The 23,904-nt window shown below is 73.8% G+C and carries 22 protein-coding genes; 9 read left to right on the top strand and 13 right to left on the bottom strand.

All coding sequences use genetic code 11. The features are described 5' to 3' along the window. Positions 1-89 precede the first annotated feature (89 nt). Positions 90-1,493, bottom strand: a complete 1,404-nt coding sequence (locus AFM16_RS35475; protein ID WP_209313258.1) for a DHA2 family efflux MFS transporter permease subunit — start codon at positions 1,491-1,493, stop codon at positions 90-92. Between the two features lie 168 nt (positions 1,494-1,661). On the opposite strand from AFM16_RS35475, the gene AFM16_RS35470 reads away from it, so the two are divergent. Beyond that, on the top strand, positions 1,662-2,093 hold the full coding sequence (locus AFM16_RS35470; RefSeq protein WP_030782764.1) for a MarR family winged helix-turn-helix transcriptional regulator: 432 nt from the start codon (positions 1,662-1,664) through the stop codon (positions 2,091-2,093). A 19-nt stretch (positions 2,094-2,112) separates the two neighbouring features. Here the strand turns inward: AFM16_RS35470 and AFM16_RS39610 are convergent, their stop codons facing one another. Next, on the bottom strand, positions 2,113-2,289 hold the full coding sequence (locus AFM16_RS39610; RefSeq protein ID WP_167797312.1) for a hypothetical protein: 177 nt from the start codon (positions 2,287-2,289) through the stop codon (positions 2,113-2,115). A gap of 310 nt (positions 2,290-2,599) precedes the next feature. Between AFM16_RS39610 and AFM16_RS35465 the strand changes: the two genes are divergently transcribed. Both AFM16_RS35465 and AFM16_RS35460 read left to right on the top strand, forming a co-directional pair. Then, the gene (locus tag AFM16_RS35465; protein WP_030782766.1) at positions 2,600-5,146 is read left to right on the top strand and encodes a discoidin domain-containing protein; all 2,547 of its coding nucleotides are present in this window, start codon (positions 2,600-2,602) and stop codon (positions 5,144-5,146) included. 152 nt (positions 5,147-5,298) lie between these two features. After that, positions 5,299-6,138 carry a DUF1206 domain-containing protein gene (locus tag AFM16_RS35460; RefSeq protein ID WP_078636427.1) on the top strand — a complete coding sequence of 280 codons (840 nt, stop codon included), beginning with the start codon at positions 5,299-5,301 and terminating at the stop codon, positions 6,136-6,138. Positions 6,139-6,204: 66 nt separating this feature from the next. Here the strand turns inward: AFM16_RS35460 and AFM16_RS35455 are convergent, their stop codons facing one another. From AFM16_RS35455 to AFM16_RS35445, 3 genes are all read right to left on the bottom strand, one after another. Beyond that, positions 6,205-6,525, bottom strand: a complete 321-nt coding sequence (locus tag AFM16_RS35455) for a hypothetical protein (protein WP_078636426.1) — start codon at positions 6,523-6,525, stop codon at positions 6,205-6,207. A 12-nt stretch (positions 6,526-6,537) separates the two neighbouring features. Next, on the bottom strand, positions 6,538-6,789 hold the full coding sequence (locus tag AFM16_RS35450; protein WP_143648507.1) for a hypothetical protein: 252 nt from the start codon (positions 6,787-6,789) through the stop codon (positions 6,538-6,540). A gap of 112 nt (positions 6,790-6,901) precedes the next feature. Beyond that, positions 6,902-7,444 carry a hypothetical protein gene (locus tag AFM16_RS35445; RefSeq protein WP_143648505.1) on the bottom strand — a complete coding sequence of 181 codons (543 nt, stop codon included), beginning with the start codon at positions 7,442-7,444 and terminating at the stop codon, positions 6,902-6,904. Between the two features lie 130 nt (positions 7,445-7,574). Between AFM16_RS35445 and AFM16_RS35440 the strand changes: the two genes are divergently transcribed. Then, on the top strand, positions 7,575-9,131 hold the full coding sequence (locus AFM16_RS35440) for a serine/threonine-protein kinase (protein ID WP_078636424.1): 1,557 nt from the start codon (positions 7,575-7,577) through the stop codon (positions 9,129-9,131). An 8-nt stretch (positions 9,132-9,139) separates the two neighbouring features. On the opposite strand, the gene AFM16_RS35435 is transcribed toward AFM16_RS35440, so the two are convergent. Further along, positions 9,140-9,736, bottom strand: coding sequence for a DUF305 domain-containing protein (locus tag AFM16_RS35435; protein ID WP_078636423.1), 597 nt, complete (start codon positions 9,734-9,736; stop codon positions 9,140-9,142). A 55-nt stretch (positions 9,737-9,791) separates the two neighbouring features. Continuing rightward, entirely contained in the window at positions 9,792-10,745 is a 954-nt protein-coding gene (locus AFM16_RS35430) for a DUF1996 domain-containing protein (protein WP_370628153.1), read from the bottom strand. Positions 10,746-11,051: 306 nt separating this feature from the next. On the opposite strand from AFM16_RS35430, the gene AFM16_RS35425 reads away from it, so the two are divergent. After that, on the top strand, positions 11,052-12,053 hold the full coding sequence (locus AFM16_RS35425) for a LacI family DNA-binding transcriptional regulator (RefSeq protein ID WP_030782789.1): 1,002 nt from the start codon (positions 11,052-11,054) through the stop codon (positions 12,051-12,053). A 17-nt stretch (positions 12,054-12,070) separates the two neighbouring features. On the opposite strand, the gene AFM16_RS35420 is transcribed toward AFM16_RS35425, so the two are convergent. The 4 genes from AFM16_RS35420 to AFM16_RS35405 form a co-directional block, all read right to left on the bottom strand. Further along, positions 12,071-13,279, bottom strand: coding sequence for a cysteine desulfurase-like protein (locus tag AFM16_RS35420; protein ID WP_030782792.1), 1,209 nt, complete (start codon positions 13,277-13,279; stop codon positions 12,071-12,073). 112 nt (positions 13,280-13,391) lie between these two features. After that, the gene (locus tag AFM16_RS35415; RefSeq protein WP_078636421.1) at positions 13,392-14,273 is read right to left on the bottom strand and encodes a universal stress protein; all 882 of its coding nucleotides are present in this window, start codon (positions 14,271-14,273) and stop codon (positions 13,392-13,394) included. A gap of 129 nt (positions 14,274-14,402) precedes the next feature. Further along, a complete protein-coding gene (locus AFM16_RS35410) occupies positions 14,403-15,290 on the bottom strand; it encodes a universal stress protein (protein ID WP_078636420.1) in 888 nt (295 codons plus the stop codon). Positions 15,291-15,418: 128 nt separating this feature from the next. Then, a complete protein-coding gene (locus AFM16_RS35405; protein ID WP_245177886.1) occupies positions 15,419-16,252 on the bottom strand; it encodes a helix-turn-helix transcriptional regulator in 834 nt (277 codons plus the stop codon). Between the two features lie 120 nt (positions 16,253-16,372). Here AFM16_RS35405 and AFM16_RS35400 point away from each other — a divergent pair, with 120 nt between their 5' ends. Genes AFM16_RS35400 through AFM16_RS35385 form a run of 4 tightly spaced genes read left to right on the top strand, consistent with a single transcriptional unit; the run spans position 16,373 to position 20,434 of the window. Then, positions 16,373-17,422 (top strand): FecCD family ABC transporter permease, encoded by a 1,050-nt coding sequence (locus tag AFM16_RS35400; RefSeq protein ID WP_078636419.1) that lies wholly within the window; start codon positions 16,373-16,375, stop codon positions 17,420-17,422. 5 nt (positions 17,423-17,427) lie between these two features. After that, complete coding sequence (locus tag AFM16_RS35395) at positions 17,428-18,558, top strand: FecCD family ABC transporter permease (RefSeq protein WP_245177884.1); 1,131 nt, start codon at positions 17,428-17,430, stop codon at positions 18,556-18,558. Continuing rightward, the gene (locus AFM16_RS35390; protein WP_078636418.1) at positions 18,555-19,385 is read left to right on the top strand and encodes an ABC transporter ATP-binding protein; all 831 of its coding nucleotides are present in this window, start codon (positions 18,555-18,557) and stop codon (positions 19,383-19,385) included. The genes AFM16_RS35395 and AFM16_RS35390 overlap by 4 nt, the downstream gene beginning before the upstream one ends. Beyond that, positions 19,379-20,434 (top strand): ABC transporter substrate-binding protein, encoded by a 1,056-nt coding sequence (locus tag AFM16_RS35385; RefSeq protein ID WP_245177883.1) that lies wholly within the window; start codon positions 19,379-19,381, stop codon positions 20,432-20,434. Before AFM16_RS35390 ends, AFM16_RS35385 begins: the two co-directional genes overlap by 7 nt. Positions 20,435-20,505: 71 nt before the next feature. On the opposite strand, the gene AFM16_RS35380 is transcribed toward AFM16_RS35385, so the two are convergent. Together AFM16_RS35380 and AFM16_RS35375 are read right to left on the bottom strand one after the other, a co-directional pair. After that, the gene (locus AFM16_RS35380; protein ID WP_078636417.1) at positions 20,506-22,191 is read right to left on the bottom strand and encodes an ABC transporter ATP-binding protein; all 1,686 of its coding nucleotides are present in this window, start codon (positions 22,189-22,191) and stop codon (positions 20,506-20,508) included. Next, entirely contained in the window at positions 22,184-23,881 is a 1,698-nt protein-coding gene (locus AFM16_RS35375; protein ID WP_051780219.1) for an ATP-binding cassette domain-containing protein, read from the bottom strand. Before AFM16_RS35375 ends, AFM16_RS35380 begins: the two co-directional genes overlap by 8 nt. Positions 23,882-23,904 lie beyond the last annotated feature (23 nt).

Below are 23,904 nucleotides of genomic sequence, written 5' to 3'. Positions count from 1 at the left end.
AACTGGCATGAGCAGAAACGCTATCAGGCTCTTCACCACGCGCCTTCGACTGGTGAACACGCTGACCGATCGAGGACTGGTACCCCGTTTCACGCTTTCCGCACACCGTCGCGCGGAACATTCCGCGCCGCTTGCGCGGCACGGTTCCGGGACCCGGCCGCGGCGGCGGCGCGGGCCGGGCCGTCCGGGAGGGTGAACGCGAAGACGGCGGTCACGGCGGCGATCACGGCCAGGACGTAGTAGGCGGACTGATAGGCGCCGAGCGGGGGTTCGGCGGCGGCTCCCGCGGGGGTGCCCAGGACGAGGACGGTGGTCACGGCCGCCGGGGCGAGGGCGCCGCCGGTCTGGCGTACGACGGTGTTGAGCGTGGACGCCTGGGCGAGGTCGCCCCGGGCGATGTTGGCGAGCGAGGCGACCGTGGTCGGCATGAACACCCCGCCCATCGCGACGCCCAGCAGGAACATGTAGGCGCGGAAGGTCCACAGGCCGGTGTCCTCGTCGCACTGGGCGAAGAGCACGAGGACCGCGCTGACGCCGGCGAGGCCGCAGCCCACGATGATCCGGGGGCCGACGCGGGCGTAGAGCACTCCGGCCACCTGGACGGTGAGCAGTACGCCGAACGCCTCGGGGAAGGTGCCGGTGCCGGACTCCAGGGCGGTGCGGCCCTGCGCCTGCTGGAGGAAGAGCGGCCCGAGATACATCGCGCCGAGGATCGGGATCAGGCCGACCAGGTTGATCAGGTTGGTGTCGCGGAACAGCCGGTCGGCGAAGAGCCGGAGCCTCAACAACGGCTCGGCGGTGCGCAGTTGGTAGACGACGGCGGCGGTGAGAAGTACGGCGCCCAGGGCAAGCGCGGCAAGCACGGCGGCGGAGGACCAGCCCCGGTTGGGACCCTCGCTGACGCCGAACATCGCGGCGCCCAGGCCGGCCGCGCTCAGCAGCAGGCCGGTCAGGTCGAACCGGCCGGGCCGGTGGCCGCGGTGCTCCGCCAGGAACAGCACACCGAACAGGACGACGGGCACGCCGACGGGCAGGTTGACGTAGAAGACCCAGCGCCAGGACAGCTGGTCCACGAGCAGTCCGCCGAGGACGGGCGCGGCCGCCGGGGCGATCTGCTGCGGGATGATCATGTACCGGGCTATCCGCACCTGTTCGAAGGCGTCGAAGGTGGCGAACAGCAGGGCCGCCGAGGCCGGGAAGAGCACCCCGGCGGACAGTCCCTGGACCGCGCGGCAGGCGATGAGCTGGGGCAGGTCGGCGGCCGCGCCGCACAGGAGCGAGGAGCCGAGGAAGGCGGTGAGCGCGGTGAGCAGGACCCGTTTGCCGCCGAACCGTTCGACCAGCCAGGCCGAGGCGGGGATCGCCATCGCCAGACAGACCGGGTAGACGACGACCACGCCGTCCAGGGCGGCCGTGGTCAGCCCGAACTGGCGGGCGATGGAGGGCAGCGCGACCGTCGTGATCGCCCCGTCGGCGATCGCGATGAAGGTCACGCTGGCACACATGACGGGGACGACCAGCCGCTGGCTGAGGAGACGGCGGGCGGACGGGCGGGGACGACGCGTGAGCACATGCTGAGCATACTCACTATGTGCTTGCTCAGTAGAATCGGTTTCCGGAACGCCCCGGGACCGTCCGGGGCCACGGGGAGCGGAGCGGCGATGGCAGTGCAGGGCAGCAGTGACGTCCTGATCGACGAGCTGTACGAGACGACCCACCGGCTGCGCCAGTTCGTGGAGGCCCGGCTGCGCTCGGGCGGCGCCTCGGTCGCCCGGCTGCGCGCCATGCGGATGCTCGCCCGCGCCGAACAGCCTTTGCGCATGCGGGACTTGAGCGAGCTGACGGGGGTCGCGGCGCGGACCGCGACCAGCATCGTGGACAGCCTGGAGCGGGACGGTCTGGTCGAGCGGCTGCCCCACCCGACCGACCGGCGCGCCTTCCTGCTGCGGCTGACCGAGGAGGGTCTGCGCTGCCACCGCGAGGCGGAGGAGGTGGACCGCCTGGCGCTCGCCGAGGCGACGGCCGCGCTCGACGCGGACGACCGGGCCCGACTGCGCGGCCTGCTCGCCCGCATCCGCGAGGCCACCGCCTGACGGCCGGCGGCCGCGCGCGTCAGCGTCTGCGGCCGCGCACCGACCAGCCGCCACCGACGCCGGCCAGGTGCAGCGCCAGCGCGGTGAGGCCGAGCAGCATCAGGTTCACCGAGGTGAACGCGTCGTTCGTCGAGATCTCGGCCGCGTTGATCAGGAAGGCGATGAAGAACAGGATCGCGGCGCCAACAGCCAGCATGAGGCCGTCCCTTCGGTCGTGACGGGTGTGTGCAGACCGGTTGCCCCCGACGCGCCGGCTCACACCCGCGCGCACTCCCGGCGTCACGCACTGAACGCTGTCCTCGTGTCAACACTCCCCCGGTGTGCACAAGTTGCAGGAATTCTGGTGTCAGAGGGCTTGCCGATCGAGGAAGTCATTATTTAAATCAAGTCGTGAACTAAGTGGTGTGCCCGCTTCGTTGCACGTTCCATCTCCCGCACCGCACGACTGTCACGGCACGGCTCCCGTTCGCGTCCATCCCTCCATCGCACCCCCAGGGGAACATGGCATGAGATTCAGATCCTTGGGTGTCGCGCTCGCCAGCACGGCGGCGCTGATCACTCTGCCGGTCTTCGGACCACCGTCGGCCGCGGCGGCCGACGCCAATCTGTCCCAGGGCAGATCGGCCACCGCGTCCTCCACCGAGACCGCCGGGACTCCCGCGGCCGCCGCCGTCGACGGCGACCAGGGAACGCGCTGGTCCTCCGCCGCGACCGACAACCAGTGGCTCCAGGTCGACCTCGGGGCCACCGCCTCGATCAGCCAGGTCGTCCTCGACTGGGAGGCGGCCTACGCCTCCGACTACAAGATCCAGGTCTCCGCGGACGGCGGCTCCTGGACCGACCTGCGCACGGTCACCGGCGGGGACGGCGGCAACGACACCCTCGCCGTCTCCGGCCAGGGCCGCTACGTCCGGATGCAGGGCGTCCACCGGGCCACCCCCTGGGGCTACTCCCTGTGGGAGTTCCAGGTGTTCGGGACCACCGGCGGAACCCAGCCCGGCACCTGCGGCACCGCCAACGCCGCCCAGGGCAAGGCCGCCACCGCGTCCTCGACGGAGAACGCCGGCACCCCGGCGTCCGCCGCGTTCGACGGCAACGACGCCACCCGCTGGTCCAGCCAGGCGTCCGACCCCCAGTGGGTGCGGGTCGACCTCGGCTCGTCCCAGGACATCTGCAAGGTCGACCTGAACTGGGAGGCCGCGTACGGCAAGGACTTCCAGATCCAGGCGTCCGCCGACGGCCAGAGCTGGAACACCCTCAAGACCGTGACCGGCGCGACCGGCGGACGGGCCTCCTACGACGTCAGCGGCTCGGGCCGCTACGTCCGCGTCCTGGGCACCGCACGCGGCACCGGCTACGGCTACTCCCTGTGGGAGGTCGCCGTCCACACCACGTCCGGCGGCACGCCCCCGGTCGAGGGCGGCGGTGACCTGGGCCCGAACGTGATCGTCGTGGACCCCAACACCCCCAACCTCCAGCAGAAGTTCGACCAGGTCTTCGCGCAGCAGGAGTCCGCGCAGTTCGGCAGCGGGCGCTACCAGTTCCTGCTGAAGCCGGGCACCTACAACGGCATCAACGCCCAACTCGGCTTCTACACCTCGGTGTCGGGGCTCGGACTGAACCCCGACGACACCCAGATCAACGGTGACATCACCGTGGACGCGGGCTGGTTCAACGGCAACGCCACGCAGAACTTCTGGCGTTCGGCCGAGAACCTCGCGATCACACCGTCCAACGGCACCGACCGCTGGGCCGTCGCCCAGGCCGCGCCGTTCCGCCGTATCCACGTCAAGGGCGGCCTCAACCTCGCGCCCAACGGCTACGGTTGGGCCTCCGGCGGCTACATCGCCGACTCGAAGATCGACGGCACGGTCGGCCCGTACTCGCAGCAGCAGTGGTACACCCGGGACAGCTCGGTCGGCGGCTGGACCAACGGCGTGTGGAACATGACGTTCACCGGTGTCCAGGGCGCCCCGGCGACCAACTTCGACACCGGCCCGTACACCACGCTGGACACCACCCCGATCTCGCGCGAGAAGCCGTTCCTCTACCTCGACGGCAACGAGTACAAGGTCTTCGTCCCCGCCAAGCGCACCAACGCCCGGGGCGTGTCCTGGCCGGCCAACGCGGGCACCTCGCTCCCGCTGAGCCAGTTCTACATAGTCAAGCCCGGCGCGACGGCCGCCACCATCAACACCGCGCTCTCGCAGGGCCTCAACCTGCTGTTCACGCCCGGTGTCTACCACCTCAACCAGACCATCAACGTCACCCGCGCCAACACGGTGGTGCTGGGTCTCGGCCTCGCCACGATCATCCCCGACGGCGGTGTCGACGCCCTGCACGTGGCGGACGTCGACGGGGTCCGGCTCGCCGGGTTCCTGATCGACGCGGGCGCCACCCGGTCCGACACCCTGCTCCAGCTCGGCCCGGCCGGCGCGAGCGCGGACCACTCGGCCAACCCCACCACGATGCAGGACGTGTTCATCCGCATCGGCGGCGCGGGCCCCGGCCTCGCCACCGACTCGGTCGTGGTCAACAGCGACGACGTCGTCATCGACCACACCTGGATCTGGCGCGCGGACCACGGTGAGGGCGTCGGCTGGGAGACCAACCGGGCCGACTACGGACTGCGGGTCAACGGCGACGACGTGCTCGCCACCGGCCTGTTCGTCGAGCACTTCAACAAGTACGACGTCGTCTGGAACGGCGAACGCGGCCGCACGATCTTCTTCCAGAACGAGAAGGCGTACGACGCCCCGAACGCCGCCGCCATCACGCACGACGGCATCGTCGGATACGCCGCCTACAAGGTGGCCGACTCGGTGAACGTCCACGAGGCGTGGGGTCTGGGCAGCTACTGCAACTACACCTCCGACCCGTCCATCGTGCAGCAGCACGGCTTCCAGGTCCCCGTGAAGCCGGGCGTCAAGCTGCACAGCCTCCAGGTGATCTCGCTCGGCGGCATGGGCCAGTACGCCCACGTCGTCAACAACACCGGGGCACCCACCTCGGGCACCTCCACCATCCCGTCCAAGATCACCCAGTTCCCGTGATCCCCGGCGGGTGAGCCGATCACCCGCCACCGACACCCATCAGCTGCGGGCCGGCCGTCGTCGGCCCGCAGCGCCGTCATGCCCGCCCGGGTGTGTCCCACCGGTCGCGGGGCAGTCGGACTCCGAACTCACGCAGAGCAGGGGAGGCCGCGATGGACGCGAGCGTGTCGGTGCGCAACAACGGCGGGGCCCAGGTGGAACGGGCCGCACGCGGCTCCGTGATGAAGGGCGCCGCGCGGGCCGGTTTCGCCGCACGCGGGGTGATCTATCTGCTCGTCGGGGTGCTCGCCCTCCAGATCGCCTTCGGCGACGGCGGCGAACAGGCCGACCGGCAGGGCGCCCTCGGCGAGATCGCACAGCGGCCCTTCGGGGCGGTCGTGCTGTGGGCGCTGGGCGTCGGCCTGGCCGGGATGGCGCTGTGGCGGCTGTCCGAGGCGGCGTTCGGCTCGGCCGGATCCGAGGGCCGCACCTGGAAGAAGCGGCTGCCCGCCCTGGCCCGGTCCGTGTTCTACGCCTTCGTCGCGTACTCCGTGCTGGCGCTCGCCGCCGGTTCCGGGGACGGCGGCGGCTCCAGCGACCAGCAGTCCAAGGACGTCACCGCGCGGGCGCTCGAACTGCCCGCCGGACAGTGGCTCGTGGGGCTGGCGGGGGCCGGAGTCGCCGTCGCCGGACTGTGGATCGGCTTCCGTGCCGTGACCCGGTCGTACCACGACAAGCTGCGCCTCGGCACGATGTCCCGGCGCACCCGGCGCCTGGTGGACGTCACCGGGGTGGGCGGCGGCGCGGCGCGCGGTCTGGTCTTCGCGGCGGCGGGCGGCTTCGCGATACGCGCCGCCGTCGACTACCGGCCGGACCAGGCCAAGGGGTTCGACGACACGCTCCGCTCCTTCGCCCACACTCCGGCCGGGCCGGGGCTGCTGGCCGGGGTCGCGGCCGGGCTGGTGCTCTTCGGGGTGTTCTCGTTCTTCATGGCCCGCTGGCGCAAGGTCTGACACCCGGGCCGGTGTCGACAGGGGGGCGCCCCCTCGCCACAGCGAGGGGGCGCCCCCACACCCGTGTCAGCTCTCGTCGGAGTCGATGCCCGTGACCACGGCCGGGCCCAGGGGCGCGGCGCCGTCGTCCAGGCCGATCGCGGTCAGCGCCGACCGGGCCAGCCGGTGCGCCTCCCGCTCCGCCTCCGGACCGCTGCCGGCCTCCACGGTGAGCCGGACCGTGAACGTGTCGTCGTCGTTCACCGTCAGGACGTCGAGATCCTCCTCGTCGCCCAGACGGGTGCGGTGCGGGTCGGCGGGGCGCAGCGCCCGCGCCAGTTCGGCCCGGGTCCGCGGCCCGGCCGTGCCGGTGAAGGTTCCCGGCACCGAGATGACGTATGTCGTCATGGCTTTCCTCCCTCAGGCCCTGTCGGTCCCCTTCCGGCTACCCGCGTCCGACGCCAAGATCCCCGACAGGGACCGGCTCGACCAGAACAGCAGGACGAGAAAGACGGTGAGCAGGCCCAGCAGCGTCACCGTCTGCCGGGCGGACCCGTCACCGCGGAGCGCGGTCAGCGCCAGGCAGAGCGTCCAGGCGACCGCGCCGCCCGCGTAGACGGCCCTGAGCTGCCGCAGTTGGCGCACCTGACGCACCTCACGTGCCGATTCCATCGTCACCCTCCCCGCACCGTCCGTCACTCGTCGCCCTGCCCGTACCCGAACGGGGCGGGTTCAGGCCGACGCGAGGAGGCCCGTGTCGGGGGCGGCGGCGCCGGTGCCGTGCTCAGGAGAGGTCGTGCACCGGGGTCCCGGGCGCGAAGTGGGCGACCGCACCGGCCAGGCGGTTCCTGTCCAGGTGCCATCCCGTGAGCGCCCGCGAGGACACGGCGACCTCTGGCGGCACCGGTACGAGATGCGGGAGGACGGCACGGGCCGTCGGACCGTCGCCGGGCAGGACCGGGGCGCCCTCTCTCCGGGCGACTCCCACATACCGCACCGACGCGCCGCCCGCCTGCTGACGCCAGAGGATGAACCCGGTGATGTCGGCCCAGGGCACGTGGGCGGTGGTCGCGCCGTAGCGGGCGGGGCTGCCGCCGAGCAGGACACCCGTCTCGTCCACCCGGAAGGCGACCTTGCGGCTCAGCGCGACGTACGCCATGAACAGCCCGCCCAGGCCGAAGAGCGGCAGGCCGAGGACGCGGGCGATCAGGGGTATGCCGGGGAGCAGCAGCGCCGCGGTGAACACGGCGCTGAGCGCGACGACCCCGACGGTCCTGCGGTCCCAGCCGTAACGTGCCTCGTACACCGGTGAGCTGTCTGTCCCCATGGGTGGATCATGACAAGCCACGGGCCCTCGGGGGAAGTCCCCGCGTCCTCGGTTCAGTCTCCGGTCCGGTCTACGGTCCGGTCTCCGGTTCGGTCTCTGAGGGGCCGCGTCCTGCCCTACCCTGACCCGCATGAACGCACCGGGGGACATGATCGACGGACGCTTCGAGCTGATCGAACGGCTCGGCAGCGGGGGGATGGGCACGGTGTGGCGGGCCACCGACACCATGCTGCACCGGGACATCGCCCTCAAGGCCGTACGCCCCGACGCGGATGCCTCCCCGGTCGTACGGGAACGGGTCCTGCGGGAGGCCAGGGCGCTGGCCCGGCTCAACGACCCGCACGTGGTGACCGTGCACCAGATCATCGAGGCCGACCCGCACCCGTGGATCGTGATGGAGCTGGTGCCCGGCCGGTCGCTGCAACAACGCCTGTCCGAGGGCCCGTTGCACCCGTCCGAGGCAGCGCGTCTCGGCCGTCAGGTGCTCGCCGCGCTGAGCGCCGCGCACACGGCCGGGATCCAGCACCGGGACGTCAAGCCGGCGAACATCCTGCTGCGCCCCGACGGCACCGCCGTGCTCACCGACTTCGGCATCGCGGCGCTCCAGGGCACGACCGGGCTCACCGTCACGGGTGAACTCGTCGGCTCCCCCGAGTACATGGCACCCGAGCGCATCCGGGGCCACGGCGACGACCCCGCCGGCGACCTGTGGTCCCTCGGACTGGTGCTGTACGTGTGCGTGGAGGGCGTGAGCCCGCTGCGCCGCGAGACCACGCTCGCCACCCTGGCCGCCGTCCTCGACGACCCGGTGCCGCCGCCGGTGCGCTCCGGTCCGCTGGCCCCGGTCCTGGAAGCCCTGCTGGTCCGCGACCCCGCCGCCCGCCCCGACGCCGCGCGGCTGGACGCGCTGCTCGCGCGGGCCGAGTCCGGCGCGGCCCCGCGCTGGGACCCGCCGACGGTGACGGCACCGGCGCCGCCGACACCGCCACCACCGCCCGCACCCACGCCGACGCCCACGCCGACACCGACGTCTCGGACCCGGATCGATCCTCCTCCGCCGCCGGTGGGGCCGTCCCGCCGTCGCGGACCGGTGCTCGTCGCCGTGACCGCCGCCGTGGCCGTCGTCGCGGCGTCCGTCGACGTTCTGACGCTGCGTCCGTTCGACGACGACAAGCCCGGCGGCCGGGCGGGCGCCGGAAGCAAGGCGAGCGTCTCCGCCGGTTCCACGGCGCCGCCCCGGTCCTCGTCGCCTCTGCGCAGCACGACGCCCGGCACGGCGGCCGCCGTGCCCCCGCCGTCGGCGTCCCCCTCACCCTCGCCCACCCCTTCGCCCTCGTCCGAACCGCCGGTGGCAGGTGGCCGCTGGATCGCGCAGTTGCACTCCGAACCCGTCTCCTCCGGGACCGCGGCCCGCGACCGGCGTCTCGCGGTCGTCCGGGCCACCGTGCCCGAGGCGCTCGTCCTGCGCAGCGACGACTACGCCTCGCTGCGCCCCGGCTACTGGGTGGTCTACGCGCCCGGCCCGTTCGCCGACGGCCGTGCCGCGCTGACGTTCTGCGCCGAGCGCGGCCGGACCTCGGCGAACGGCTGCCTCGGCCGCTACCTCAGCACCGACCCGGCCGACACCCCGCTCCAGTGCCGCCCCCCGGCCGCGAACCCGACGGGCCGCTGCACCAGGACGACGTAGCAGGACCGTCAGTCCGTACCGGCGGGTGGCAGGCGGCGCCGGGAGTCGGACGTGGTCGTTACGACCTCGCGCGCCAGCTTCTTCACCTCCGGGTCGGCGTCGGCCTGCTGCACGGCCCCGGCCAACTTCGCGGCCTGGGTCAGGTGTTCGTCGAGGGCGGCGCGCAGCAGCCGGTCGAAGTCGGGGCCGTCGGCGTGCTCCAGGGCGCGCAGTTCCGCCGCGTTCACCATGCCCGGCATGTCGTGGCCGGCGTGCGGGTTGTCGTCGGCGACGCCCGCGTCGGCCAGCAGGCCCCGCAGGGCGGCGAGCGCGTGCCGGTGGTCCTCGGCGACACCGGTCGCCCAGGTGACGAGGCGCGGGTCGCCGGACCGGTCCGGTGCGAGGGCGAGGATCCGGCGGGCCTGGTCGTCCATGGCGATCATGAGCTGGATCCAGCCGATGTCGGTGGCGTTGAGCCGGCCGCTCGCGGCGACGGCGGCGGTGCTCGTCGCCGGGCCCGCGGCAGGTGCGGGCCCCGCGCAGGCCGCCGTCAGGACGGTGAGCGCGCACAGCAGCACCGCGGCCGGCGGGCGCTTCCTCGGCTCGCCGGCCGCGGTGTCCGCCATGTCCGCTCCTTCGGGTCGGCACCGCGCCGGGGCGTCCGGCGCGGTGGAGGGGTGGTCAGGACGGGTTGCCGTCGGCTCCGCACTTGACGATGACGTTGATGCAGTTGGTGACGCGGCGGGCCAGCTCGTTCTCGGGCCAGGCGTTGAAGAAGTCACCGTGCATCGTGTAGCCGGGTCCGGACGCCAGCCGCAGGCCCTGGGTGCCGCCCGAGACGGGGTAGCGCAGGACCTGCCGCAGTTTGGGCACCGGCACCGGGTGGCTGGCGGGGCACTCCCCGTTCACCGGGTAGGACATGTGGCTCTTGTGGTCGGCGGCGTCGAGGTCCCGGCCGTTCCAGCACTGCGGGAAGTCCAGGTAGGACTCCAGCATGGAGCCGGGCGGGCAGGTGACGAAGTCCTTGGACGGGTTGACCTCGCCGTGGTGGAGACACGACCAGCGCGCCACCGAGGAAGGATCATTGACGCCGGTCGCCTTGGCGTTGCCGGCCACGATCCGCAGGCCCTGCGGGAAGGGCCGGATGCGCTGGATCACATCGTCGCGGACGCCTTCGCCGAGGTAGTAGAAAGTGGTGCCGGTCGGCTCGACGGGCTGGTTGTCGCGGTACATCGTCGGCACCCAGTACGACGACGTGTCGATGGCCGGACTGCACGTGGACGACGAACCCAGCAGGTCGGTGACGTCGGTGTGGGCGTTCGTCACCCGGCTGCCGAAGAAGCTGTGCATGTGGGACGCGCCGGGCAGCCCGGGGAAGACGATCGGGTCGTCGGGCAGCCGGTGGCTGTAGGGGCACTCGGCCAGGAACTCCGCGACACGGACCACCTGGGCGCCCTGCGGTACGGCGTCCAGGTCGTCGGCGCCCGCCCGGGAGCCGGCGGTCGAACCGCCGTACAGGGTGGCGAGTAACAGGCCGAGTGCCGCGAGGGCGGTCGGCCAGACGCGTCGCCTTCGGGGACGGTCGGGGGACGGGTGGGGGGAACGGCTCGGCACAGCACTCCTCCTGGAGATCAGGGATGTGGTGGGGCTGCACGGCCGGAACCGGTTCCGGAACCGGTTCCGTCCTTGGCGAGAGTGAAGCGATGTGTCATGCAGGCGTCAATACTTCTCGTAGGGATTGGTACGGTCCGGACCATCGGTGCCTTCACAAGTTGACGGCAGCGGTGGGTACTTCTGTCTTCGGCCTGCGAACGCGGCCCGCTTCGGGCGGTGTTGACGGCTCCGGGATCCCGCTGTTTCACTCGGGCGTCGCACCGGGAGCGGTACCGGTCACCGGTGGCGGCGATGGGTCCGGGGGTCCCGCACGGCGGAGGGGTTGCGATGCGAGTCACCATCGCGGACGTGGCCCGGATGGCGGGCGTGAGCAAGACGACCGTCTCGCGGGTGCTCAACACCCGTGACGAGGTGGACCGTTCGACCGCGGCCAGGGTCCGGGACGTCATCGACCAGCTCGGCTATGTGCCCAGTTCGGGCGCGGTCGGCCTGGCCCGGGGGCAGAGCCGCACGGTGGGCATGCTGGTGCCCTCGCTGACCTGGCCGTGGATGGGCGAGGTCGTGCAGGGAGTCGTCGACACGGTGGAGGCGGCCGAGTTCGGGCTGCTGCTGTTCACCTGCAACCGGGGCACCGAGTCCGTCGAACGGTTCACCAGCCAGGTGTCCGCCCGGGCCTTCGACGGGCTGCTCGTGGTGGAGCCCGAGAACACCCTCGCCATGCTGACGGCCCTGCACCGCCGGGGACTTCCCGTCGTACTGATCGACGACCGCGGCCGCCACCCCGAGTTCCCCTATGTCACCGCCGCGAACCGGGAGGGCGGTGCCTCGGCGGCCCGCCACCTGCTGGCGGTGGGACGGCACCGGCCGCTCGTGCTGGCCGGTCCGCTGCGCTTCGGCTGTGTGCGCGAGCGTCTCGACGGCTTCCGCGCCGCCTACGCGGACGGCGGGCATCCGCTCGATCCCGCGCTGATCGTGGAGAGCGACTTCACCGAGGCGGACGGGCGCGAGGTGGTGCGCCGGCTCCTCGCCGAGGGGCGGGACTTCGACGCCGTGTTCGCCCACAACGACCTGGCGGCCGTGGGCGCGATGGCCGCCCTGCGCGCGGCCGGGCTGCGGATGCCCGAGGACGTCGCGGTGATCGGCTTCGACGACATCCCGCTGGCCGGGCACACCGAGCCCGCGCTGACGACGGTCCGGCAGCCGATGCGGGAGATGGGCGAGACGGCGGCCCGTATGCTCCTCGCCCGGCTGACGGGCGGGGCGCCGCCGGGGCCGCCGGCCGTCCTGCCGACGTCGGTGGTCGTGCGCCGCTCGACGACGAACGGCTGACGGCTCCCCCGGCTGTCTCAGAGGAACCCGGCGAGGCCGTCGAGCAGCCGGTCCACCTCGGTGGCGGTGGTGTAGGGGGCGAGGCCCACCCGCAGGGCGGGGTCGGGGAGTTTCAGCGCGGCGAACGCCTCGTGGGCGTAGAACGATCCGGCGGGCGCCACCACGCCCCGGGCGGCGAGATGGGCCTGCGCGTCCCGGGCGTCGCGGCCTTCGAGGGTCATCAGGACCGTCGGGGTGCGGTCGGCGGCCCGCGTGTGCACGGTGACGGCGTCGCCGAGGGCCCGCAGCCCGTCCGCCAGCCGGGCGCTCAGGGCGCGTTCGTGCGCGTGCAGGGAGTCCAGGGACCGTGCCAGCCGCTCCCGGCGCGAGGCCGGGGCCGCCGCCGTACCCGGGTCCATCGCCGCGAGGAAGTCGACGGCGGCGGTGGCACCCGCGAGGGTCTCGTAGGGCAGCGTGCCGAACTCGAAGCGCTCGGGCACGGTGTCGGGCGAGGGCAGCAGCTTGTCCGGGCGGATGCCCGCCAGCAGATCGGGCGACGCCGCGAGGACACCGCAGTGCGGCCCGAGGAACTTGTACGGCGAGCAGACGAACAGGTCGGCGCCGAGGGCCGGGACGTCCACCAGATGGTGGGCGGCGTAGTGCACGCCGTCCACGTACACCAGGGCGCCGACCTCATGGGCGCGGTCGGCGATCCGGCGCACGGGCGGCTTGGTGCCGAGCACGTTCGAGGCGGCGGTGACGGCCACGAGCCGGGTGCGGGGTGAGAGGGCCCGCTCGTAGGAGTCGAGGTCCAGGTCGGTCGTCAGCGGGTCGATCTCGATGTGACGGACGGTCACGCCGGCGCGCTCGGCCGCCTGGTTCCAGGGGCGGACGTTGGAGTCGTGGTCCAGTCGGCTGACGACGATCTCGTCCCCCGGCCGCCACTGCTTGGCCAGGTGGCGCGAGAAGTCGTAGGTGAGCTGGGTGGCGCTGCGCCCGTGCACGACGCCGTCGGCGGGGACGTGCAGCAGATCGGCGTAGGCGGCGCGGAACTCATCGACGGCGCGCGCGGCGTTCCGCTCGGAGACGCTGACGGACCCCCGGTTGGACAGCGGGCCGGTCATGGTCGCGGCGACGGCCTCCGCGACGGGCCGGGGTGTCTGGGTTCCCCCGGGCCCGTCGAAGAAGGCGAGGCCGCTGTCGAGGGCGGGGAAGTGCGCCCGGAGTGCGGGGAGGTCCAGCGCCATGGCCTCGGCTTTCTGTCGCGGCGGTTCGGACTCGGACGGGCCCGGGGCCGACCCTATAGGGGCGCGTCGGAGGCCGCCGACGGAGGTGCGCCTCCGTCGGCGGCCCCTCCCTTCACAGATGCGGGACGACCGCCACGGGACAGCCGACGTGCTGGATCGCGGCGTGCGTGACGGGCCCGGTGCGGGGGCCGACCGCGCGTTCGGCGAGCCGGTGCCCCACGACCAGGAGACCCGCTCCGGCCGACGCCCTCACCAGCGCGGTCGTCGGCTTGTCGGCCACGACGGTCTCCAGGACCTCCACCTCGGGGAACTTGTCGCGCCAGGGCTGGAGCACGGCCTTGAGGAAGCCCAGCCACTCCTCGCCGCGCCGGACCTCCCCCACCAGGGCGATGTCGCCGGGGCCGAGGCCCAGCGCGCCGGGCTCCTGCCAGGCGTGCACGGCCCGCAGCCGCGCCCGCCGGATCCTGGCCGACTCGAAGGCGAACTCGATCACCTCGTCGCACGCCTCGGTGAGGTCGACGGCCAGCACGACATCGGCGTAGGCGGTGTCGGTCGAGGCGGTGCCGTCGTCCGCCGGCAGATGTTCGTCCGCGGCCTCCTCGCCGGCGCGGACGAGGACGACGGGACGGGTCGACCGCGCGACCACGCCGAGCGCGACGGACCCCACGAGGAACCCGGTGAAGCCGCTGAGTCCGCGCGAGCCCACGACCGTCAGCTCGGCCTGGTCCGCGGCCTTCACCAGCGCGGCGACGGCCGGGCCGTCCGTCTGCTCGTCGGACAGCCGGACGTCCGGGCACTCGGCGCGGACGGTGTCCTCCGCGCGCCGCAGGGCGCCCCGGGCGAGATGCCGTCCGGCGGCGCCCGCGGCCCCGCCCTCCCGGGCGTGCACCAGGTGCAGCCTTCGGTCACGGCGCCGGGCCTCGCGGGCCGCCCACGCGGCGGCGGCCAGGCTCTCGGCGGATCCGTCCACTCCGGCGACAACGGGAAGAAGCATCGCGGCACCCCCAACGACGACTGTGACGACGGCAGTTCTACCGTCCACGACCAGCCTGCGACCGGGGGCGACGCACCGTCAGGGGCCGAGAGGTCCCGTTGCGGGGCCGACCGGTACACAGGGCACCGTTCAGTGGCGCGGGTCCGTGCCGCGCACCACGACGACCGGGCAGTGGGCGTGGTGCAGCACGGCCTGGCTCACCGAGCCGAGCAGCATCCCCGCGAACCCGCCCCGGCCGCGGGCGCCGACCACCACGAGCTGGGCGGAGCGGCTCGCCTCGATCAGCGCCTCCCGCGTCCTGCCCTGGACCACCCGGTGCTCCACGGCCACGTCCGGGTACTTCTCCCGGTGGCCGGCCAGCACCTCGTGGAGCAGGCGTTCCTCCTCCTCGGCGAGCGCGCCCGGAGGGTTGGCGTACGGCGCCCGCGCGTCCTGCGGCGGGGGCAACAGCGGCGCGTTCCAGGTGGTCCAGGCGTGCAGCGCCAGCAGGGGGGCGCCGCGCAGCGCGGCCTCGGCGAAGGCGAAGTCCACCGCCGCCTCGCCCGCGGCCGACCCGTCCACGCCGAGCACGACGGGGCCGTCCGCGCCGGGCTGTTCGCGCACCACCAGCACCGGGCAGCGGCCGTGCGTGGCCAGATGGACCGCCGTCGACCCCACCAGCAGCCCGACGAACTCGCTGGTGCCGCGGGATCCGACGACCACCAGGTCGGCGGAGCGCGACTGCGCCTCCAGGACGCCGAGCGGGTCGCCGGTCACCAGGGCGTGGCCGACCTCGATCCCGGGAGCCACCGCGAGCGCGCGTTCCACCGCGTCGGCCAGCAGACGCTCCGCCGACCCGCGGATCTCGGTGGCCGGGCCGGGCTGCGAGGGGCCGAGGGGCACGTGCGAGGAGGGCCAGGCGAAGGCGTGCACCACCCGCAGGGCCGCCCCGCGCAGTTCCGCCTCCCGTGCGGCCGTCTCGACCGCGGCCAGCGCCGGCGCCGAACCGTCCACTCCCACGACCACCAGGTGGCTCATCGCGTCTCCCGCCTTCGGATGCCTTGTCCCGCACCTCCAGACTCGCCCCGCCGGCCGTCCGCCGCCACGGGACTTCGGGGCCGTGGCGAGGGCCGACCGGCCCTGGTGGCAGCGGACCGGTGCGCCCGCTACGCGGAGCGTTCGTGGCCCTCGCGCACATACGCCCCGGGGGTGCATCCGAAGTGGCGCCGGAAGGCGAGGATGTAGCCGTTGGTGCTGACGAAGCCCACCCGGGCGGCGACCGCGCCCACCAGTTGGCCCTGGTCGAGCAGGGACAGCGAGTGGTTCAGGCGCAGCCGGGTGCGCCATTCGGAGAACGCCATGCCGGTCTCGGCGCGGAAGGCACGGCGCAGGCTGGTCGAGCTGGTGTAGAGGGCGGCGGCCCATTCGGTCGCGGTGCGGGGGTCGCCGGGGGTGAGGGTGAGCGCGCCGGCGACGGCCGCCGCGGCCGGGGTGACGGGCTGGGGCAGCGGCAGGCTGTCGGGGTGGCCCGCCGACAGGGCGGCGAAGACGGCCGGGTCGTCGCAGTCGGCCTCGGAGGCGCGGGTCCGGCCGAGCAGCAGCAGCCGCTGTGCCTCGGTCACGTTGACCGGCGCGGGCCGGGCGCAGTGCAGGGTGAACCGGTCGGCGTCGAAGGTCTCGACGACGATCACGGCGTCCGGGCTGAACCGCGCGCTGTGCTCGATGCCCGCGGGGATCCACAGGGCCACCGAGGACGACAGTTCGTGGTCGCGGCCGAGGGCGGACACGGTGATCCGGCCCAGGGCGGGATAGAGGAACTGGTGGAAGTCGTGGACGTGCGGCGGGTGGCCGCCCGCGGCGATGAAGTCGTCGTCCATGAGCGCCGCCTGCGCCGGCACCGCCGGGCCCGCCGCAGCGGCCGGGTCCGCCGTCGGATCCGTGGTGTCACGGACGCTGCGCAGAGTGCTCGTGGTCATGTACGCCCCCAGGTCTCCGTTCACGGGGGGCCTCCTTTTCTGACCCCTCGCTGCGATCGCTCCGACTCCGCCCTTGGACCGGACGACGCGTTGGTAAGGCTAACCTAACCGCCACCGCACCAGCCGAGGAGCCCCGGAACCATCATGAAGTCAACGGCCCCGCCGACGGTGCCACCGCCAAAGACCCCCGCGCACACCCGTGCCGCACGCGGGTCGACCGCGCTGGTGCTCGCCGGCCCCCTCCTGGTGGCGATCCTGGTGGCGAGTGTCGGGCTGGGTGCCCGGGACATCTCGCCGCTGGAGATCGTCCACATCGTCCTCGACCCCTGGGGCTCCGGCTACGACCACGACGTGCTGTGGACCGAGCGGATCCCGCGGACCCTGCTCGGTCTCGCGGTCGGGGCCTCGCTCGGCGCGTCCGGGCTCATCATGCAGGCCGTGACGCTCAATCCGCTCGCGGATCCGGGGATCCTCGGGGTGGAGCAGGGCGCGGCGATGTCGGTCGTGCTCGGCATCCTGTACCTGGACGCGCAGGACGCGGGCACCTACTTCTGGCTGGCGCTCGCCGGTGCCGCCGTCACGGCCGCCGTGGTCCATGCGATCGGCACCCGGACCAACTCCGGGAGCAGCACGGTCGGGCTGGTCCTGGCCGGGGTGGCGGTGGCCGCCGTCCTCGCCTCGGTGGTGACCCTGCTGGTGGTGCGGGACGAGGCCGTCTACGCCTCCCTGCGCTTCTGGTCGATGGGGCAGCTCAGCGGCCGCTCCCAGGTGCTGGACGAGATCGCGCCGTTCGCGGCCGTCGGGCTGCTGCTGGCGCTGCCGTTGGGCCGCACCCTGAACATCCTGGCGCTCGGCGACGACACCGCCCGGGGCCTGGGCGTCCGCGTGGAGCGGGCCCGGCTGGTGAGCGCGGCGGTCGCGGTCCTGCTGTGCGCCGCCGCGACGGCCGCGGTGGGTCCGGTGGTGTTCGTCGGCCTTGTGGCGGCCCACGGGGCCCGGCTGCTGGTCGGCGCCGACCACCGCTGGGCGCTGCCGCTGTCCATGGCGGTCGGCGCCGGACTGCTGGTGGGGGCCGACACCGTGGGCCGGCTGGTGCTGGACCACGGGGAGATCCAGGTGGCGGTCATGACGGCGGTGGTCGGTGTGCCGTTCTTCGTGTGGCTGGCCCGCCGCCGCGACCTGGTACGGATGTGACGGCCGTGCGGAATCCCCTGAACGACACGGCCACGGCCACGGCCGCGCCGTACCGCCCCGCCTCCGTGCGGGACACCGCCTCCGTGCGGGACAGCGACTACGCGCACCGGACGGCGGCGCGGTTGCGGGCCGCGCGGCGGGCCGCGGTCCGGCGTACGGTCCTCACCGGCGCGCTGCTGACCGTCGTCCTCCTCGCCCTGCTCGCGGCGTCCCTGCTGCTGGGCGGGCTGCGCGGGATGTCCGGGCGGGACGTGGTGCCCGCCGCGCTCGGGATGCGGACCGGGCTCGCCGACTACGTCATGCACGGCATCCGGTTCCCGCGCGCCCTGGTGGCGCTGCTCTCCGGCGCGCTGTTCGGGCTGTCCGGCGCGCTCTACCAGCGGCTGATCCGCAACCCGCTGGCCACCCCGGACATCGTCGGCATCTCGGCCGGCGCGGGCGCCGGGGCGGTCACGGTGCTGCTCTTCGCGCCGCTGGTCCCCTTCGGTGTCGAGGCCGGTGCGATCGGCGGATCGTTCGTGATGGTCGGCGCGGTCCTCGCGCTGAGCCGGCGCGGCGGCCGCGTGGACACCTACCGGCTGGTGCTCATCGGCATCGGCATGGCCGCCGTCTGCACGGCGTACGTCAACTACCTGCTGACGCTGGCCGGGGACCAGAGCCTCGCCCAGGTGATGCGCTGGCTGGTCGGCAGTGTCAGCGGCGCAACCTGGGACGGGGTGACCACCCTGGCCGCCGGGTTCGCGCTGTGCGCGCTCGCCGCGCTGCCGCTGAGCCGGGCGCTGGGGACGATGGCGCTCGGCGACCACCTGGCCGCCGGGCTCGGCACCCGGGTCCCGGCGGCCCGGATCGCCACCCTGCTGCTGGGGGCGGCGGCCGCCGCGCTGGCGACCAGCGTCACCGGCCCCGTCGGCTTCGTCTCGCTCATCAGCGGCCCGATCGCGGCCCGGCTCGCCGGTACCGAACGCGCCCTCGTCCTCGCCGCGCCGGTGGGAGCGGTGATCGTGCTCGGCGCGGACGTCGCGGCCCAGCACGCCCCGCTGGTCTCCCCCGTGCCCACCGGCGCCCTCACGGCGCTGCTCGGCGCCCCGTACTTCGTCTGGCTGATCCTCCGGCGCCGATCAGGAGCCCCCTCATGAGCACCGCGTCCTCCCCCGCCCTCGCCGCCCGCTCGGTCACCGCCGGATACGACGGCCGTACCGTCCTCGACTGTCTGTCCCTGGACGTCCCGCAGGGCCGGATCACCGCGCTGGTGGGTCCCAACGCCTGTGGGAAGTCGACCCTGTTGAAGTCGCTGGCCCGGCTGCTGCCGGTCGCCGCCGGGACGGTCCTGCTCGACGGCCGGGACATCCACGCGCTGCCCACCCGGGAGGTGGCCCGGCGGCTCGGCATCCTGCCGCAGTCGCCGCTCGCCCCGGAGGGCATCACGGTCGCGGACCTGGTCCAGCGAGGCCGCCATCCGCACCAGCGGTTCGGCGTCCGGCGCGGCACGGCCGACGACCTCGTCATCGCGCGGGCGCTGCAGGCCACCGGCACCGAGGATCTCGCCGGGCGGCCCGTGGACGAGCTGTCCGGCGGTCAGCGGCAGCGGGTGTGGATCGCGCTGGCCCTCGCCCAGGAGACGCCGACGCTGCTGCTGGACGAGCCCACCACCTATCTCGACATCGCCCACCAGATCGAGGTCATGGATCTGCTCGCCGATCTCAACGAGCGGACCGGGAAGACCATCGTCCTGGTGTCGCACGACCTCAACCAGGCGGCCCTGTACGCGTCGACGATCGTCGCGATGCGCGACGGCCGGATCGTCCGGCAGGGCACGCCCCACGAGGTCCTCACCGAGCGGACGGTCTCCGAGGTCTTCGGACTCGACTGTCTGATCGTTCCCCATCCCCGGTCCGACCGGCCCCAGATCTTCCCGATGGGCCGCCGGCACCTCGACACCACGCAGGAGAACCACCCGTGCTGAACCGTCCCGCCGGCAGAACCCCCGGCCGCCGTCTGCGCCGCGGCGTCCTCGCCCTGACCACCGCCCTCTCGCTCGGGCTGCTCGCCGCCTGCGGCGGCTCCGACTCCTCCTCCGACACCGGTGCGGCGAACTCCGGCAAGGGGAACGGCGGTTCGTTCCCGGTCACGATGAAGAACGCCTGGGGCACCACCGAGGTCAAGAAGAAGCCGGTCAAGGTGGCCACGCTCTCCGACGGCGACACCTCGATCGCGCTCGCCCTGGGCGTCGTCCCGGTGATCAGCCCGGACGTCGAGGACGGCGCGAAGCTCCCCGCGTACAAGCAGCGCGCGCTCGACAAGCTCGGCGTCGGCAAGCTGAAGACGTACGACGACACCGACGGCACCGCCTACGAGGACATCGCCGCCGAGGCCCCGGACGTCATCCTCGGGGTCAACACCTGGGAGATGGACAAGGACTACGACAAGCTCACCCCGATCGCGCCGGTCGTCACCTTCACCGACAAGAAGCAGGCCGACACCATGACCTGGCAGGAGCGGCTGGAGACGGCCGCCCGGGCGCTGGGCCTGGAGGCGGCGGCGAAGAAGGTGATCGCCGCGACCGACAAGGTCACCGCCGACGCCGCGGCGGCGCACCCGGAGTTCAAGGGCAAGTCGTACACGTACGCCGTGGTCCACCCCGAGCAGATCAGCTTCATGTCCTACGCCGAGCAGGACCCGGGCGTCTTCGAGCAGCTCGGTCTCACCAAGACGGACAAGGCGAAGAACTACGCGCCCGACAGGAACGGCGTGAGCCTGGAGAACATCGACCAGCTCGACGCCGATGTCCTGCTCGTCTCCTACCCGTTCGGCGACCGCGGGGTGCTCAGCCCCGAGGAGCTGGAGAAGAACAAGCTGTTCCGCTCCCTGGAGGCCGTGAAGAACGGCCACTTCGTGGTCGTGCCGTGGGAGAACATGCTGGCCTCCGCCCTCGCCTACCCGGACGCGCTGAGCGCCCCGTGGGTGGTCGAGGAGCTGACGCCGCTGCTGGCGAAGGCGGCCGCCGGCGCGTAACCGCTGGGCGTGCGCGAGGGGGCCCGGTCACCACAGGGGAGTGACCGGGCCCCCTCGCGTGTGCGGGTCCGTCAGTCCGGCGGGGCGAGCGTGCCGTGCGGCAGGGTGAGGGTGCGGTGGGCGCGGGCGATGGTGTCGGTGCGGTGGGCGATGACGATCAGGGTGCGGTCCTCGGCGGCCGCCGCGAGCGCCTCCTCGATGCGGGCGGCGGTGTCGTGGTCGACGCCCGCGGTCGCCTCGTCCAGGACCAGGACGGCCGGGTCGGTGAGGAAGGCCCGTACGATCGCGACGAGTTGGCGTTCCCCGGCCGACAGGCTCCGGTCCGTCACCGGGGTGTCGAGACCGTCCGGGAGGGTCCCGGCCCAGGCGGTCAGGCCGAGCCGTCCGACGGCCTCCGTGATCCGGGCGCGGCCGGGGACGCCCGCCGTCATCGCCAGATTCTCGGCGAGCGTGCCTTCCACGAGGGCCACTTCCTGGGGGACGAGCGCGATCCGGGCGCGGACCGTCTCCGGGTCCAGCGTGGCCAGATCGTGTCCGGCGAAGGTGATCCGGCCGCGGTCGGGCGGATACAGGCCGGTCAGCAGCTTGCCGAGGGTCGACTTTCCCGAGCCGGTCTCCCCCACGACGGCCAGCCGGTCGCCCGGCGGCACGGTCAGGGTGAGGCCGTCCAGCACCGTGCGGCCGCCGGGCCGGTAGGTGAACGAGACGCCCTCGGCGCGGAGTTCACCCCGCACGGGCACCTCGTGACGGGTGACCGAGGGTGCCTCGGGGGCGACGGCGTCGATCAGGCCGAGCAGCCGGCCCAGCCGGACATGGGCCTCGCGGGCGTCGCCCACCGAGCCCGCCAGGTCCTCGAAGCGCAGCAGCACGTCACGGGTCGCCAGCACGAACACCACCGCCGTACCGGCACCGAGCAGCCCCCGTCCGGCGAGCGCGGCGCCGAGGACCAGCACCAGGGCCAGCGCGCCCGCCTGCACCAACGCCAGCCGGTTCAGGACGAGTTCGGCCCGGACCTGGACCGTGCGGGCCGCGAGCAGCCGGTCGTTGTCCCGGCCGAAGCGCTCCAGCCAGCGCGGCACACTGCCGCTGGTCCACAACTGCTCGCGGGCCGGGAGGGATTCGCCGAAGGTGGCGGCGACGTCCGCCTCGGCGTCGGCCAGCCGCTCGTACGCGGGCCCCGAACGGCGGTGGAACGCCCGGACGACGGCCAGGGCCGCCGGCACGAACAGCGCCAGCAGGGCGAGCGCCAGCGGCCAGGAGGACACCAGCAGCAGGACGACGGTGAAGAGCAACACCGCTGCCGCGGCGACGAGATCGGGCAGAGTGCCACCGGCGAACGCGGCGAGCCCGCTGATCTCCCCGGTGAGCCTGCGGTGCAGTTCGCCGGCGCGCTGCTGTTCCAGGAAGCGCAGCGGCGCGCCTCCGACGGCGGCGGTGGCCCGGTCCCGCAGGACGGCGAGGATCCGCTCCCCCACCCGGACCAGGGTGGTCCGGGACAGCCAGACCAGCGCCGAGGCCACGAGGGTGAGGACCAGCAGGAGGAGCAGCCCGCGCAGCAGGGCGGGCGGGTCGCCGGCCGCGACGGCGTCCACGACGAGACCGGTGACGGCGGTGGCGCCGACGGCCAGGGCGGCTCCGGCGAGGGTGAGCAGGCTGGTGCCGACGACGGCGAGCCGCAGCCGGCCGGGCACCAGCCGCAGCACGCGGCGGAAGACAGGGGCCCGGGCCGCGTCGGTGGTGGGGGCCGTGTCAGACATGGAGGTGCTCCGTGAGAGGGAGGGTGAGGGCGAACTCGCGGTCGGCCAGGGCGCGTACCGCCGGTGAGTGGGTCGCGAACACGACCACGCGCCCGGCGGTGGCCCGGCGCAGCCGGCGCAGCACCTCCGCCTCGGTGCCGGTGTCGAGCGCGGAGGTGACGTCGTCCAGCAGCAGGACGGGACTGTCGTGGAGCAACGCCCGGGCGAGGGCGACGAGTTGCCGCTGACCGCCGGACAGGGCGCGGCCGCGGTCGCCGACGTCGGTGTCGGTGCCGTGCGGGAGCCCGGCCAGCGCCAGATCGAGTCCGGCGGTACGGCAGGCGCGGGCGAGGGCGTCGGGCGGGTGGTCGCCGGTGAGGAGCAGGTTGTCGGTGACCGTGCCGCGCATCAGCAGCGGCGCCTCGGGCACCAGGCCCACCGTGAGGTGCGGCCAGGCGTGCGCGGGCCGTCCGGCCAGGGTGACGGAACCCTCGGCGGGCGCCAGTCCGGCGAGCGCGCGCAGGAGGGTGGTCTTGCCGCTGCCCGTCGGCCCGGTGAGGGCGATCCACTCGCCGGGGCGCGCGGTGAGGGTGAGGGGGCCGAGGGGTGGCCGTCCGGGACGGGTGACGGTCAGACCGGCGACCTTCAGGACGGGTTCGCCGGTGACGGGGCCGGGCCGGTCGGCCCGAGGCGCCGGGACCGTTCCGGTCGCCGCGATGTCCAGGACGACGGCGACCCGGCCCGCGGCGACCAGCGCGTCCGTACGGTCGCCGAGGCGTGCCACGGCGGCGGTCACGGCGACGGACACCGTGCCCATCCACAGCACGAACGTGGTGAGCTGGCCGACGGTGATCCGGCCGTCCAGGGCGGCCCGCCCGCCGGTGAGCAGTCCGGCGACGACGGCGAGGCGGGGCACGGCGAACGCGGTCGCCTCCCACAGGGCGGAGACCGCGCCGAGGCGCAGGGTGTGCCGGGTGACGTCGGCGCTGTGCCGGTGGTGGCGGGCGACCATCAGCCGGTCGGCGCCGACCCCGCGCAACGGCAGCAGGGCCGACAGCAGTTCCTCGACGGTTCCGGAACGCCGGGCGTGGGCGCGGGCCAGGGCCTCGGCACGGACGCCGTACAGGGGCGGGAAGACGCGGTTCACCAGCAGCAGGACGGGCACGGTGGCGGCCGCGACCAGCAGCAGCGCGGGGTCGAGGCCGGCCAGGGACGGCACCAGGACCAGGACGGTCGTGCCGATCACCACCCAGGTGGTGAGACCGTGCACCCAGTACACGACCGTCTCGACGTCACGGCCGGCGCGGGTCGCGAGGTCCCCGGCGGCTTCCCCCTCGTCCCCTCCGTCGCGGTGCGCGGGCCGGGCGGCGTTCTCCAGGACCGAGCGCAGCAGGCGGGTGCGCAGCCAGGCACCGGCCCGCGCCTCGGCGAGATTGCTCCAGAGCTGCCAGCCGCGCATCCCCGCGTACTCGGCGAGCGCTACGGCGCACAGCGCGGCGGCGTACCCGGCGGCCCGTGCCGGGTCCGCGCGGCGGACGGCGGCGTCCAGGGCGAGGCCCAGCAGCCAGGGCAGGGCGAGGAAGGAGCACTGGCGCAGGACGGCCCAGGCGACGGAGCGCAGGACCTGCGGGCGGGCGTGGCGCAGACAGTGCCGCAGCAGCGCCGCGCCCGCCGTGCGGGACGCCGCGCCGGGGCGGGTGGGGAGGGGCATCACCGCACCGTAGGGGCGTTCGG

The organism is Streptomyces antibioticus, from assembly GCF_002019855.1.
Lineage (GTDB): Bacteria > Actinomycetota > Actinomycetes > Streptomycetales > Streptomycetaceae > Streptomyces > Streptomyces antibioticus_B.
The sequence above is the reverse complement of the archived record's forward strand: the minus strand, read 5'-3'. Positions and strand labels throughout refer to the sequence as shown.